This window comes from uncultured Algibacter sp., assembly GCF_947487605.1.
GTDB lineage: Bacteria > Bacteroidota > Bacteroidia > Flavobacteriales > Flavobacteriaceae > Algibacter_D.
In genome coordinates, this window is record NZ_CANKXK010000002.1 from 1 (window position 1) to 14,199 (window position 14,199).

The following is a 14,199-nucleotide window of genomic DNA, read 5'->3' on the forward strand; positions in this document are numbered from 1 at the left end:
ACCAAGTATTAAATTTGAAACAGAAAATACAAATCAATTAGCTCTGTTTTTCTAAATCCTTACGTCGAACTCAGGTTAATAACTCACTAACAACCTCCATCGGTACATCATTATAAAGCAATACAGTACTTGCAAATGTCCTTCTAGCCATGTAATATGTCCTGTTAAACTATTCTACAACAATCTTTTTAGTTGCCTTTCCTTTATCTGTAATTACTTCTAATAAATAGCTGCCTGAACTTTGATTTGATACATCTAGTACAGATTTTGTGGTACTTTTTATAAACTGACCTAAGTAGTTATATAAATTCATAACTTCTAAAGTATACCCAGATTTTAGGTTTAAATGAATTACTTCTGTTGTTGGGTTTGGATGTATACTTAAAGCTTCTAACACAAAACTATCACTGGATAGCAAAGCACTTAAATCATACACTCGGGCATGACCAGAGTCAATTGCACTCCCATCATTAAAAGGTGCACCAATTGCCAATTCTGACCCATCATTAGACAAACTAACACTCCATCCTGCATTGTCCGCTAGGTCTTCTCCATTAATATCACTACCAACGTGAATCCAATTAACATTATTATAATCATAAATTTGAACAATTCCAGGTTGAACAGCTCCAATTGCCACTCTTGACCCATCACTAGATAAACTAACACTATATCCAAAATTATTAAGTATTGCTGCGCCATCAATGTCATTACCTAATTGTACCCAACTAACTCCATTATACTGATAAACCCTTGCATGACCTGCTCTAAATGCAATCTCGCTATTATTATAAGCTCCTATTGCTACTCTTGACCCATCATCAGATAAGCTTACACTTGCACCAAATAAATCACCAGCTGCTTCTCCATCTAAATCACTGCCTAACTGTATCCAATTAACACCATTATATTCATAAATACGTGTATGTCCTGCTCCATCTCCATTTCCATCATTAAGTAAAGCCCCAACAGCCAATCTTGTACCATCACCAGATAAGCTAATACTAGCCCCAAACCAATCTCCTTCTGCTTCTCCATCAATATCACTTCCTAACTGTATCCAATTAACACCATTATATTCATAAATACGTGCATGACCTGCCCAATACCCATTTCCACTATTGTTATACGCTCCAATTGCTACTCTCATGCCATTACCAGATAAGCTTACTCTAAATCCCGAAATGTCATCTGCTGCTTCGCCTTCAATATCACTTCCTAATTGGACCCAATCTCCACCACTATATTCATAAACACGCACATGACCATAATCATCACCAATACCACTACTACCATCATTAGAATACGCTCCTATAGCCACAATTGAACCGTTATCAGATAAACTAACACTACCTGCATGGTCTTCTGCTGCTTCTCCATCTATATCAGTACCCAACTGACTCCAATCTCCACTGACATATTCATATATACGTGCATGACCTGACCAGTACCCATTTCCACTATTAGAATAAGCTCCTACAGCCAAACGTAATCCATCCCCAGACAAACTAATACTCTCGCCAGAGTGATCATTCATTGCTTCTCCATCAATATCATTGCCTAATAATATTTGAGCATTTATTCCCAAACAAAAAGTCAAGTTAACTATAACTACAATAAAATAATTTTTCCACATGATAAATTCAAATTAGAAGTTGATAAAAATAAATTAACAATTGCTATATCTTAGAAAGGGTGAACTAAAAATACTACATTTTATATTTATAGGCTAATAATACCTTTAATATTTGCAGAAGGAATTACAAAATTAAAACTAACCACTTCCCTTTAACTTTTCCATCTCCAAACTAATCTTCTTCTGTACCACTTTTCCATAACTATCTTGAGTAACCTTCATATTAGAATGCCCTAGTAACTCAGATACAATCTCCATAGGCACATCATTATATAACAGCACCGTGCTTGCAAAGGTTCTTCTAGCCATATGTGTGGTTAATCTTTTATCAATACCAACTAATACTGCTATTTCTTTTAAATATGAATTGTACCGTTGATTACTAATTCTTGGAAAAATATAAGTTTCATCGTTTTGGTACGCTGCTAAAATCTCCAATGCTTTAGGTAGTAATGGTACAGAAAGCTCCTTAGATGTTTTCTCTCGCTTCATCTTAACCCACAGATTGCCATCAAATCCTTTAATTATGTTAGCTCTTTTTAAATTCATTAGCTCCCGATATGGCAATCCTGTGTAACAAGAAAACACAAACAAATCTTTAATAAATTGTAATCTCGATTGTGTAAACTCATGTCGTTCTAATTTTGCTAATTCTTCAGGAGATAAAAACACCACTTCTATTCTAACCGTTTTAGTTTTATAAAGTAGAAATGGGTCTTTACTTAGATAGTTTTTAGCCAATGCTGTTCTTATAACTCTTCTAAACCTTTGTAAAGATTTATTAATAGTAATTTGCTTTTGTTTCTTTTCAACTTTTAAGTAATATTCAAAATCATGTAGAAATTGTAATTCTAACTTTTTTAATGGGTAATCATTAGTTTTAAACTGCCATTTAATGAATGATTTTACATCTTTTTTTATATAGTTGAACTTATTCCATGTTACTTGCTTAATATCAATATTTATAAGCGTTTTAAGCTTTTTTAAGTAGCGTTCAAAGAACTCAACTACATTGTATTCTCTTTGTGTTTTAACGCCTTTATATAGGCTGTAAATGTCTTCAACAGAGAAACTCTCTTCCTTAACTTGAAGCATTAAAAAAGCCCTGTTAATTTTTGTTTTAACAAGGCTTAGTTGTGAGTTTATAAAGTCTGAATCTGGTTCTGGTGGATTTACTGTTTGTTGCTTAGAATTCCAGTTACTTGGGTTGATAAAAAGTCCTGTAGAGAATTCTCTTCTTTGTTTACAATAGGTGATTCTACATTTCAATATGCAGTTACCCTTTTTGTTAGGTCTATTTTTAGCTATTAAAAACAGTGCTTTCATAATATTATTCATTTTTTTAGTTTTAGTGGGATTAATAATATGGTGTAAAAAGATGCACACCTCAGAAAAATTGTTGCACACCTTATAGTATGCCTTTTTTTACCAAATAAGTTGGCAAGTTGTCATTTGAAGTAAAATGCAATAAATGCATACAATGCAGTTATATAGGAAAGTTTATGGCACAAAAAAACCCGATACTTTCGTATCAGGTTTTTGTTGCTCCTTCTCTTGGGCTCGAACCAAGGACCCTCTGATTAACAGTCAGATGCTCTAACCAACTGAGCTAAGAAGGAGTGTGCTTTTCGCTTTTGCGAGCGCAAATATATACATATTTTTATTTACAACAAATTTAATAATTAAATTATTTAATCAAAAATTGCTTTGTAGATATCATTTCCATTAGCAAATAAAACTAAAGCTATCAAAATAAAGAATCCTACCATTTGTGCATACTCCATAAATTTATCTCCAGGTTTTCTACCAGACACCATTTCATACAGTAAAAACATTACATGTCCGCCATCTAAGGCTGGAATTGGTAATAAGTTTATAACACCTAGCATGATAGATAAAAACGCTGTAATACCCCAAAATGCCTGCCAGCTCCAAGTGTTTGGAAAAATATCGAAGATAGCTTTAAAACCACCCACACCTTTATAAGCACCTGTACTTGGTGTAAAGATGGCTCCTAATTGATCCCAATAGGATGCCATTTTATCTTTTGCCTTTTTTAAGCCTACTGGAAAAGATTCAAAAAAGCCATATTTTTTTGTATCAAAATCATAATATCCTAAAGCCTCTAAGGTTTCAGGAGTTGATCCTCCAGCATAAACTAATCCTAGTTTTCCTTCACCAGAAATTGATAGAGGTAAACTAAATACATTACCATCTCTTTGAATCTTCGCAGTTACGTCTTGTCCTTTAAACTTTTCTAAGCCTAATTTAACTTCATCAATATATTTTGTTGAATAGTCGTTTAAGGCAAGAACAATATCTCCTTTTTTAATTCCACTATTAACATTAGAGGAAGTATCTGGTACTTGAACAACAACAAAAGGCATTCTTAAATTGATAAACGCTTTTTCTTTGGCATCTATAATTTGAGACAGGAAATCTTCTGGCATTTTAACTGTTGATTGATTACCATTTCTTTCAATAGTAACTTCACTTCCGAAAAGTACTTTTTCTGGAATTTCAGAAAAATTTTCTATCTCGTCACCATCAACAGCTAATATTTTATCCCCTGTTAAAAGACCTGCTTTATTTGCTACGGTACTCTCTATTAAAAGACCATCCTTTATATTTTCATTTGGTAAAAACCTATCTCCATAAAAATAACTCATCCCAACATATATCAATATAGCTAAGAGAAAATTAACCGTTACACCACCTAACATAATAATTAAACGTTGCCATGCAGGTTTAGAACGAAACTCCCATGGCTGAGGCTCTTGAGCCATTTGCTCGGTATCCATACTCTCATCTATCATACCAGCTATTTTAACATAGCCTCCTAATGGTAACCAACCTATTCCGTATACTGTTTCTCCTATTTTTTTCTTAAATAGTGAGAACTTAACATCAAAAAACAAGTAAAACTTCTCTACTCTTGTTTTAAAAGCTTTCGCTGGGATAAAATGCCCTAACTCATGCAATACAATTAGCAAAGAAAGACTCAATAAAAATTGAGATATTTTAATAACAAACTCCATATATTCTTCAATCAAATTTTTATAATCGCACAAAAGTAAGCTTTTAAACCAACTTTAAAAAGACAATTAAAGAATGCCAATATTTTTAACATGAATTTAAGTTTCAATTGAATTCATGTTAATTAATTTTCATCGTACTTTTGTAAAAATTTAAGAGTCAATGCTATCATTTTTTAAAGATTACAAGAAGTTTGCTATTGCTTTTGGGGTTGTTTCTTTAATCATAATTATCCTAATTTATAATACCTTAAATGTCTATAAGCCACTTCCTATTTACCAACCTGTTATGGTTAGCACCGAACTTGTAGATAGCACGATTCAGCATCAAAAAAAATATCATAAAATAGCAGATTTTTCATTTACAAATCAAAACGGTCAAACCATTACCCAAAACAACTATAAAGATAAAATCTATGTTGCCGATTTCTTTTTTACAACCTGCCAAACCATCTGCCCAATCATGACTGACCACATGGTTGAAATACAAAAAGAAATATTGGACGATTCAGACATTATGCTGCTTTCTCATTCCGTAACTCCAGAAATTGATTCTGTTGAACAATTAAAACGATATGCGGTAAAAAAAGGTGTGAATGACAAAAAATGGAATTTAGTAACTGGGAACAAAAAAGATATCTACCAGCTAGCTAGAAAAAGTTATTTAGCTGTAAAAGACAATGCTTATACTGGTCCATTTGATATGGTTCATACAGAAAATTTTATGCTCATTGATAAAAAAAGACAAATACGAGGGTTTTATGATGGTACAGACTCTGAAGATATTAATCGCCTGCTAAGCGATATTGAAATTCTTAAAAAAGAATATGAATAATACTTTTTTGACTACAATTTTTATAGGCTAGTTTTTTAGCTTACTTTTGCTTCTTTAAAATCAATCTAAATAAGCTTGCAATACACTTTAGCACATTTAAAACGAGGCGAACGAGCTATTATTACTGATGTTTCGTCTAATCACATTCCTCTAAAACTTCTAGAAATGGGCTGTTTACCAGGCAATATTGTAGAGCTCGTGCAGGTAGCGCCTTTCCAAGATCCAATGTATTTGAATATAAACGGATCGCACCTAGCTATTAGAAAAGAGACTGCTTCTCATATTTTAATTGAAAAAGAGAATTATGAGTAAACAAATTAATGTTGCTTTAATTGGCAATCCAAATACTGGGAAAACTTCTGTTTTTAATGCCTTAACAGGGCTTAACCAAAAAGTTGGCAACTATCCAGGTATTACTGTCGAAAAAAAAGAAGGTATTTGTAAACTCCCTAGGGGTGTAAAAGCACACATAATAGACCTACCTGGAACTTATAGTTTAAACGCTTCTTCGCTAGATGAAAATGTAGTTATCGAGTTACTTTTAAATAAAAATGATAAAGATTTTCCAGATATAGCAGTTGTCGTTAGTGATGTTGAAAACTTAAAACGCAACCTCTTACTTTTTACTCAAATTAAGGATTTAGAAATACCAACATTACTAGTCATTAATATGGCAGACCGAATGAATTACAAGGGTATTTCATTAGATATTGATTATTTAGAAGAACATCTTCAAACAAAAATTGCCTTAATAAGTACTCGAAAAAATACAGGTATCGACAATTTAAAGTCTTTAATTGCTAATTACAAAGACATCTCGATTACACCTTGTTTAAGTGCTTCTGAAATTGACAAAGAATACTTTGATAATTTACGCAAGGCATTCCCAAATCAATTACTTTATAAACTATGGTTGGTTATTACTCAAGATGTAAACTTTGGAAAAACAGATAGAAACGAAATTGATGCCGTTGCCGATTTTAAAACCAAAAGTAAAAGCGATTTAAAACGTTTACAACAAAAAGAAACAATAAAACGCTATCAGTTTATAAATAATGTACTTAAAATTGGGCAAACTATTGATGCTTCTCAAGCCAAAGATTTGCGCTCTAAATTTGACAGGGTTTTAACCCATAAAGTTTGGGGTTATGTAATATTTGCTATAATACTACTAACCATTTTTCAAGCCATTTACGATTGGGCGGAGCTACCAATGGACTTTATTGATAACATATTTGCTTCGTTAAGCGAATGGACAAAAAATGCACTTCCTAAAGGCGCATTTACAAGTTTATTGGCTGAAGGTATTATTCCAGGACTTAGCGGTATTGTTATATTTATACCTCAAATTGCCTTTTTGTTTTTGTTTATTGCTATACTTGAAGAAAGCGGTTATATGAGTCGTGTGGTCTTCCTTATGGATAGAATCATGCGTCGTTTTGGTCTTAGCGGAAAAAGTGTTGTTCCTCTTATTTCTGGAACCGCTTGTGCTATTCCTGCTATTATGGCAACTCGAAATATTGAAAGTTGGAAAGAGCGTTTAATCACTATTTTAGTAACTCCTTTTACAACTTGTTCGGCAAGACTTCCTGTGTATTTAATTATTATTTCATTAGTAATTCCTCAAGGCAGGTTTATCGGTCTAAGCTACCAAGCTTTAACCCTAATGCTGTTATATTTAATTGGATTTGGTACAGCGGTTTTTTCAGCTTATTTACTTAATAAAATATTAAAAATAAAAAGCAAATCATTTTTTGTAGTCGAAATGCCCAATTACAAATTACCGCTTTTTAAAAACGTCGCATTAACCGTAATAGAAAAAACTAAGTCATTTGTTTTTGGAGCTGGAAAAATCATTTTAGCAATTTCAATTATACTTTGGTTTTTGGCATCTTATGGTCCTGGGGAACAATTTAATAATGCCGAAGAAATAGTAAAAACAGAATATAGTTCGGATAACTTAACTGAAGAAGAATTACAACACAAAATTGCGTCTCATAAATTAGAACACTCATTCATTGGCATAACAGGTAGAGCCATTGAGCCTACCATAAGACCACTAGGATACGATTGGAAAATAGGCATTGCCATTGTAAGTAGTTTTGCTGCTCGCGAAGTATTTGTGGGCACATTGGCAACTATATACAGCGTAGGAAATGATGATGAAGACACGATTAAAAATCGAATGGCAGGTGAGGTAAATCCAATATTAGGAGGGCCTTTATTTACATTTGCATCAGGAATATCATTATTATTATTTTATGCCTTTGCTATGCAATGCATGAGTACTTTGGCGATAGTAAAAAAAGAAACAAACTCTTGGAAATGGCCTATATTACAGCTAGTAATAATGACGGCTTTTGCGTATATTGTAGCTTTAATAGCATTTCAATTTTTGAAATAAAAACCATGAACGTTCTCATTCAAAACATATTAGCAGCCTCTATTTTAATTTTAGCTTTATGGTATGTTATGAAGAAATTCTTAATTAAACCAAGTAAGAAAAACTCAAAATCTTGCGGTACTGATGATTGCGGGTGTCATTAAATTTTAAAAGAAACAATCCTCTAAATAATATTTTCAATTTAAAAAGAAGCTCTTTTAAGCAATCAAATTTTCTAAGCAAGGAGAACCTTTGCAAAAACAAAATACTGCCTCAAACAATCTAAAACATATCTCATATTGGTTATGGAAGATTCGTTTCATCTTAGACTTTATTGACTGTTTAGAATATTAAACAAAAGCCACTTTTGTAAACCAAATATCTATAAACTACCCAAGTTCCTGATTATAAAGAATAAAAGCTTATTCATAAAAAAGTTTTAAAACAACAACCTAACTCCTAAAAACCAAGTATTTAATGATTATAGGTTAAACTCTTCATTTACAAATTTACAATACACCCCATAAGTTAAAAAAATAAAATAAACCAATACTTATATGGTGTGTTTGATTATTTTAAATATATTTGAAAATAATTTTAAGTATACTTAAATTTTATTTAAAGCAAACATAAATGTCTGTAGCAGTAGAGAATTTCATTAAAGCCATATACAAAAATGGCGTTCAGGATAATAAAGATACTAAACCAGGGAATATTGCTAAAAAATTAGGAATTTCGAATGCAGCTGCAACAGACATGGCAAAAAAACTTGCAACACGCGACTTATTACATTACAAAAAATATCAAGCTCTTGAGCTTACAGAAAAAGGAACCAAACTCGCTATAAATTTAGTTAGAAAACATAGATTGTGGGAAGCATTGCTTTTTAAATTATTTGATATGTCCTTGCACGATATTCACCGAGAAGCAGAATTATTAGAACACCAGACTTCCGATTTTCTTGCAAATAAAATTAGCGCCTATTTGCGTAACCCAAAGTTCGATCCTCATGGCGACCCTATACCAAGTGAAAAAGGACATATTATAAGAGACAATAATACATTCCCTTTATCAAAATCTAAAGAAGGTAAAACATATATCATTTCAAGACTCCTTAGTGATGAAAAAGAGTTTTTTGATTTTTGCGCTCTTCATGGATTAAAATGTGGCAATTCAATTACAGTTACTAATCAATTACAATTTAATAAAATGACCCAAATCTACATTAACAACAACACACTTCTACTAAATGAAGATTTTACCAATATTATATTTGTTAAAGAAATAAATAGCGACTCTAATTCGTCTCCTGAACCAACTCAAAATAATTATAAATTATTCTAAACCAATAAACTATAATTAATTAAACCACTAGATGTAAATTTTAACTTTAATGAAAACTATTAGATTACTTTTAATACTAAACATTCCTTTATTTGTTTTTTCACAACAAAAGGAAGACTTACTCGGTGCATTAATAACAGATAGACCCGATGCAACCGAATCACCAACTACCATCCCTGTAGGCTATATTCAAGTGGAAACTGGTGCTTTCTATGAAAGCTTTGAAGAGAACACAATTAAAAATGAAACCTTCACATTTAACACTACTTTAGTAAGGTTAGGCCTCTTGAATAATTTAGAATTAAGACTAGGTTGGGATTTTGTTGAAACCAAAACAAATACAACCGAAAACATTTTAAGTGGTTTTAATCCACTACTACTAGGCGCTAAAATTGCCATTTCGGAAGAGAAAGGTGCATTCCCAGAAATAGGATTCTTGGGTCATTTATATTTACCTTTCACTGCTGCTACAGATTATAAACCTGAAACGACTGGGGTGGATTTTAGGTTTTCGTTTGCACATACTTTAAACGAAAATTCAAGTTTATCATATAACCTCGGTGCACAGTGGGGAGACGATTCTTCAGAAGCAGCATATGTATACACGCTAGCTTATGGTTTAGGCTTAACAGAAAAACTAGGCGTTTATGCAGAACTTTATGGCGATTTACCAGAAAACAATAAGGCGAATCATTTGTGGGACGCAGGTATAACCTATTTAGTCTCAGATAGCGTGCAACTCGATGCAACAGTTGGCTCTAGTATTACAGATGGTCAAGATATTTTATTAAGCGGAGGCGTAAGCTTTAGATTACCAACAAAAAAGAATTAAAATGAAAAACACCATATTATTTTTTATCATAGCTCTATTATTTATTAATTGTAAAAAAGAAAAAAAGGCAAACGAAAAACTAAACGTCGTAACTACCACTTCCATGATAACCGATTTAGTTAAAAACATTGGAGGCGAGCATATAAACCTACAAGGTTTAATGGGTAGTGGTGTTGACCCTCACTTATATAAAGCCAGTGAAGGCGATGTTAGTAAACTAGCAAATGCTGATATTATTTTCTATAACGGATTACATTTAGAAGGGAAATTGGTTGAAGTTTTTGAAAAAATGAAAAACATAAAAACCATTGCAATTTCTGATGCTCTAGATAAAAATACCTTAATAGGTTCAGAATATTTCGCTTCAAATTACGACCCGCATATTTGGTTTAATGTAACTTATTGGAAACAAGCAACAAAATTTATTACCGATAAACTTTCTGAAGCAATTCCAGAAAAAAAAGCAATTTTTCAAACTAATAGTGCTAGCTATTTAAAACAATTAGATGCACTACAGCAAGAATTAGAAACCACTATAAAATCCCTTCCAAAGGAGAAACGTATTTTAGTTACAGCACACGATGCTTTTAACTACTTTGGAAAAGCCTTTAATTTTAAAGTAGTAGGCTTACAAGGACTTTCTACAGCTACTGAAGCAGGTGTACAGGACGTTCAAAAATTATCTAGTTTTATTATTGAAAACGATGTTAAATCTATATTTATTGAAAGCTCGGTACCAAAACGAACTATAGAAGCATTACAAGCTGCTGTTAATTCTAAAGGTCACAATGTAACTATTGGAGGCTCTCTGTATTCTGATGCTCTTGGAAATGCAGGAACTATTGAAGGTACTTATATTGGCATGTTTAAGTACAATGTGAATACCATCGTAAATGCATTAAAATAATGACAAAAATAGCGGTACAAATAGACGATTTAACCGTAGCCTACAACTACAAACCGGTACTTTGGGATATCGATTTAGAAATCCCAGAAGGAGTGCTTATGGCTATTGTAGGGCCAAATGGAGCAGGAAAATCTACCCTTATAAAATCTATTTTGGGCATTTTAAAACCCATTGCAGGCAGCGTTAGCATCTATAACAAACCCTATGAAAAACAACGTCAACTGGTAGCATACGTACCACAAAAAGGAAGTGTAGATTGGGATTTCCCAACCACAGCCTTAGATGTTGTGATGATGGGTACTTACGGAAGTTTAGGCTGGATAAAACGTCCAGGGCAAAAACAGAAAAAGGCTGCCTTAGAAGCGCTAGAAAAAGTGGGCATGCTTCCCTTTAAAAACCGACAGATAAGTCAGCTTTCGGGCGGACAACAACAACGTATATTTTTAGCACGTGCTTTGGTGCAAAACGCCTCTATCTATTTTATGGATGAACCTTTTCAAGGTGTAGATGCCACAACAGAAATTGCCATAATCAATATCTTAAAAGAATTACGAAAAGCTGGAAAAACTGTTATAGTAGTTCATCACGATTTACAAACCGTTCCAGAATATTTCGATTGGGTAACGTTTCTAAATGTAAAAAAGATTGCCACAGGGCCAGTTAAAGATATTTTTAACGATGATAATTTAACGAAAACCTATGGCATTAATTATAAAGTAAGTATTCAAGAGTAAAAAAGTTTATAGTCGCAGTTGTAGTAAACAGTGCTTACTCAAATGAATAACAAAATAGAATAAGAACAAACAAATATTAGAAAGTCAAGCCCCTAATCAATTCCTCGGCTTGATCTTGATTTTTTGGTTCGTTTTGCATCAAGGCAAAATGAACATTAAAATAAAAAGTGAAAAAAGGGAGAGATTCCTGCTTTCTCAGGAATTATGGACTTAACAGAATACATAAAACTAGTTTTCACAGACTACACCCTAAGAACCATAACCTTAGGAACCGCCATTTTAGGAGCAGTTACAGGTATGCTTGGTAGTTTTGCTGTACTTAGAAAACAAAGTTTATTAGGCGATGCTATTTCCCACGCAGCATTACCAGGTATAGCCATTGCGTTTTTAATCACAGGAGCAAAAGACAGCAATATTTTGTTATTAGGAGCTTTAATAAGCGGACTCATAGGTACGTTTTGGATTCGAGGCATCATCAGTAAAACCCATTTAAAATCAGATACTGCTTTAGGACTAATTTTATCGCTTTTTTTTGGTTTTGGCATGTTATTACTCACATTCATTCAAAAACAACCCAACGCGAATCAAGCGGGGTTAGACAAATATTTATTCGGGCAAGCTGCCACTTTAGTTGAAAGTGATGTTTGGATGATGGCAATCGTTACTGGTCTTTGTTTATTTGTATTATTACTCTTTTGGAAAGAATTTAAAATTCTTTTGTTTGATGCAGATTATACCAAAACATTAGGTTTTAATACAAAGCTTATTGATATACTAATTACTTCATTTATTGTTTTAGCCATTGTTTTAGGTTTACAAACCGTAGGTGTTGTATTAATGAGTGCCATGTTATTAGCTCCAGCAGCGGCGGCTAGACAATGGACAAACAGCTTAAGTATAATGGTATTCTTATCCGCCATTTTTGGTGCATTTTCTGGGGTGTTCGGAACAGCAATTAGTGCAAGTCAAAACAACCTATCAACAGGTCCTGTTATTGTTATTATTGCGGGTGTTTTTGTATTAGTCTCTTTTATATTTTCTCCAAGTCGAGGCTTATTATTTAAACAAATACGGTTTTTAAAGAATCGTCGAGATTTGCAATTACACAAGACCTTAGCTTTTATGTTTAGAATTGCTGAGACTCATGAAAACATTTCGCATCCACATGCCATTAAAATTCTAAATAACTTTCAAGGATTTACTAAAAGGACACTCCAAAAATTAGTTAGTAAAAACTATGTGAAATTAGATGGAACTATGTGGAGTTTAACCGAAAAAGGCTTTAAAATAGCATCAAATTTGTACAATCAACAAAACAACAATAATGAGTAGCGCGCAAATTGAAATACAAATAATTGCGAGTTTGGTAGCCATTGCCTGTGCTATTCCTGGTACATTTCTAGTACTTCGAAAAATGGCGATGATTAGCGATGCTATCAGTCATTCCATTTTACCCGGTATTGTGGTTGGTTTTTTTATCACTCAAGATTTAAACTCGCCTTTACTTATTCTACTAGCAGCACTTACAGGAATAATCACCGTGGTTTTGGTTGAATATATTCAAAAGACAGGTTTAGTAAAAGAGGATACTGCTATTGGTTTAGTGTTTCCTATACTTTTTAGTATTGGAGTTATTATGATTGCCAAAAACGCCAACGATGTACATTTAGATGTTGATGCGGTATTATTAGGTGAATTAGCATTTGCGCCTTTTGATAGATTGATTGTTTCTGGAATTGACATGGGGCCAAAATCACTTTGGATTATAGGAAGCATTTTAATTATTACCATTGGTTTATTATTTGCCTTCTTTAAGGAATTAAAAATAAGCACCTTTGATGCTGGTTTAGCAGCTTCCTTAGGGTTTTCTCCTTCCGTTATTCATTATGGATTAATGAGTGTTTCATCCATAACAACCGTTGGTGCTTTTGATGCTGTAGGAGCCATTTTAGTAGTAGCACTAATGATTGCTCCAGCTGCAACAGCTTATTTACTAACTAATAATTTAAAACGCATGCTTATTTACTCTATAAGTTTTGGCGTATTTAGTGCTATTTCAGGCTATTGGTTAGCACATGGTTTAGATGCATCCATTGCAGGGTCTATAACTACCATGTTAGGGGTATTATTTTTAGCTGTTTATTTGTTTGCACCAAGTAAAGGAGTTATAGCCGTTATGTATAGAGAAAAACAACAACGTACAGAAGTGTCTTTATTAACCTTTTTGCTTCATTTAAAAAATCATACCGAAGAAAGTGAGCGTCATGTTAATCACTTAAACGAACACATTAATTGGCAAAAAGTACGTTCTAAAACCGTTTTAGATTTAGCCTTGAAAAACAACATGATTCAGCTTGATAAAAACATAGTATCATTAACTGAAAAAGGCGACCATTTTACCTCTCAAGCTATTGATTATATTATCACAAATGAAGATGGTAAAATTGAACATATGAAGGATGATTTCTTTTTGTTTAGGGGGTAATATCATTT

General features: G+C 32.8%; 11 protein-coding genes, 1 tRNA gene and 2 pseudogenes. 9 read left to right on the forward strand and 5 right to left on the reverse strand.

Annotated elements, in window-relative coordinates:
* Positions 1-70: 70 nt before the first annotated feature.
* The 5 genes and pseudogenes from Q0739_RS02230 to rseP form a co-directional block, all read right to left on the reverse strand.
* Positions 71-640: pseudogene (locus Q0739_RS02230) on the reverse strand (T9SS type A sorting domain-containing protein).
* Positions 641-940: 300 nt separating this feature from the next.
* Positions 941-1,636: pseudogene (locus tag Q0739_RS15050) on the reverse strand (hypothetical protein); the annotation flags it as partial.
* 138 nt (positions 1,637-1,774) lie between these two features.
* Complete coding sequence (locus Q0739_RS02240; protein ID WP_298237073.1) at positions 1,775-2,974, reverse strand: site-specific integrase; 1,200 nt, start codon at positions 2,972-2,974, stop codon at positions 1,775-1,777.
* A 207-nt stretch (positions 2,975-3,181) separates the two neighbouring features.
* Positions 3,182-3,255 (reverse strand) — tRNA-Asn (locus Q0739_RS02245).
* 72 nt (positions 3,256-3,327) lie between these two features.
* Positions 3,328-4,674 (reverse strand): RIP metalloprotease RseP, encoded by a 1,347-nt coding sequence (gene rseP, locus Q0739_RS02250; RefSeq protein ID WP_298237405.1) that lies wholly within the window; start codon positions 4,672-4,674, stop codon positions 3,328-3,330.
* A gap of 160 nt (positions 4,675-4,834) precedes the next feature.
* Between rseP and Q0739_RS02255 the strand changes: the two genes are divergently transcribed.
* The 9 genes from Q0739_RS02255 (at position 4,835) to Q0739_RS02300 (ending at position 14,191) form a co-directional block, all read left to right on the forward strand.
* Positions 4,835-5,506 carry an SCO family protein gene (locus tag Q0739_RS02255; RefSeq protein ID WP_298237074.1) on the forward strand — a complete coding sequence of 224 codons (672 nt, stop codon included), beginning with the start codon at positions 4,835-4,837 and terminating at the stop codon, positions 5,504-5,506.
* Positions 5,507-5,581: 75 nt separating this feature from the next.
* Complete coding sequence (locus Q0739_RS02260) at positions 5,582-5,818, forward strand: FeoA family protein (RefSeq protein WP_298237075.1); 237 nt, start codon at positions 5,582-5,584, stop codon at positions 5,816-5,818.
* Positions 5,811-7,910: a ferrous iron transport protein B gene (gene feoB / locus Q0739_RS02265; RefSeq protein WP_298237076.1), complete on the forward strand. Its 2,100-nt coding sequence runs from the start codon at positions 5,811-5,813 to the stop codon at positions 7,908-7,910. Before Q0739_RS02260 ends, feoB begins: the two co-directional genes overlap by 8 nt.
* 612 nt (positions 7,911-8,522) lie before the next feature.
* The gene (locus Q0739_RS02275; protein ID WP_298237078.1) at positions 8,523-9,233 is read left to right on the forward strand and encodes a metal-dependent transcriptional regulator; all 711 of its coding nucleotides are present in this window, start codon (positions 8,523-8,525) and stop codon (positions 9,231-9,233) included.
* A 49-nt stretch (positions 9,234-9,282) separates the two neighbouring features.
* Positions 9,283-10,065 carry a transporter gene (locus tag Q0739_RS02280; protein WP_298237079.1) on the forward strand — a complete coding sequence of 261 codons (783 nt, stop codon included), beginning with the start codon at positions 9,283-9,285 and terminating at the stop codon, positions 10,063-10,065.
* A 1-nt stretch (position 10,066) separates the two neighbouring features.
* Positions 10,067-10,972 (forward strand): zinc ABC transporter substrate-binding protein, encoded by a 906-nt coding sequence (locus Q0739_RS02285; RefSeq protein ID WP_298237080.1) that lies wholly within the window; start codon positions 10,067-10,069, stop codon positions 10,970-10,972.
* Positions 10,972-11,706, forward strand: a complete 735-nt coding sequence (locus tag Q0739_RS02290) for a metal ABC transporter ATP-binding protein (RefSeq protein ID WP_298237081.1) — start codon at positions 10,972-10,974, stop codon at positions 11,704-11,706. The genes Q0739_RS02285 and Q0739_RS02290 overlap by 1 nt, the downstream gene beginning before the upstream one ends.
* 204 nt (positions 11,707-11,910) lie before the next feature.
* Entirely contained in the window at positions 11,911-13,038 is a 1,128-nt protein-coding gene (locus tag Q0739_RS02295; protein WP_298237082.1) for a metal ABC transporter permease, read from the forward strand.
* Positions 13,031-14,191 (forward strand): metal ABC transporter permease, encoded by a 1,161-nt coding sequence (locus Q0739_RS02300; RefSeq protein ID WP_298237083.1) that lies wholly within the window; start codon positions 13,031-13,033, stop codon positions 14,189-14,191. The genes Q0739_RS02295 and Q0739_RS02300 overlap by 8 nt, the downstream gene beginning before the upstream one ends.
* Positions 14,192-14,199 lie beyond the last annotated feature (8 nt).

Coding starts and splice junctions, on each gene's coding strand:
- Q0739_RS02300 (WP_298237083.1), top strand. CDS start 13,031: ATGAGTAGCGCGCAAATTGAAATACAAATAATTGCGAGTTTGGTAGCC.
- Q0739_RS02240 (WP_298237073.1), bottom strand. CDS start 2,974: ATGAATAATATTATGAAAGCACTGTTTTTAATAGCTAAAAATAGACCT.
- Q0739_RS02290 (WP_298237081.1), top strand. CDS start 10,972: ATGACAAAAATAGCGGTACAAATAGACGATTTAACCGTAGCCTACAAC.
- rseP (WP_298237405.1), bottom strand. CDS start 4,674: ATGGAGTTTGTTATTAAAATATCTCAATTTTTATTGAGTCTTTCTTTG.
- feoB (WP_298237076.1), top strand. CDS start 5,811: ATGAGTAAACAAATTAATGTTGCTTTAATTGGCAATCCAAATACTGGG.
- Q0739_RS02255 (WP_298237074.1), top strand. CDS start 4,835: ATGCTATCATTTTTTAAAGATTACAAGAAGTTTGCTATTGCTTTTGGG.
- Q0739_RS02295 (WP_298237082.1), top strand. CDS start 11,911: ATGGACTTAACAGAATACATAAAACTAGTTTTCACAGACTACACCCTA.
- Q0739_RS02285 (WP_298237080.1), top strand. CDS start 10,067: ATGAAAAACACCATATTATTTTTTATCATAGCTCTATTATTTATTAAT.
- Q0739_RS02275 (WP_298237078.1), top strand. CDS start 8,523: ATGTCTGTAGCAGTAGAGAATTTCATTAAAGCCATATACAAAAATGGC.
- Q0739_RS02280 (WP_298237079.1), top strand. CDS start 9,283: ATGAAAACTATTAGATTACTTTTAATACTAAACATTCCTTTATTTGTT.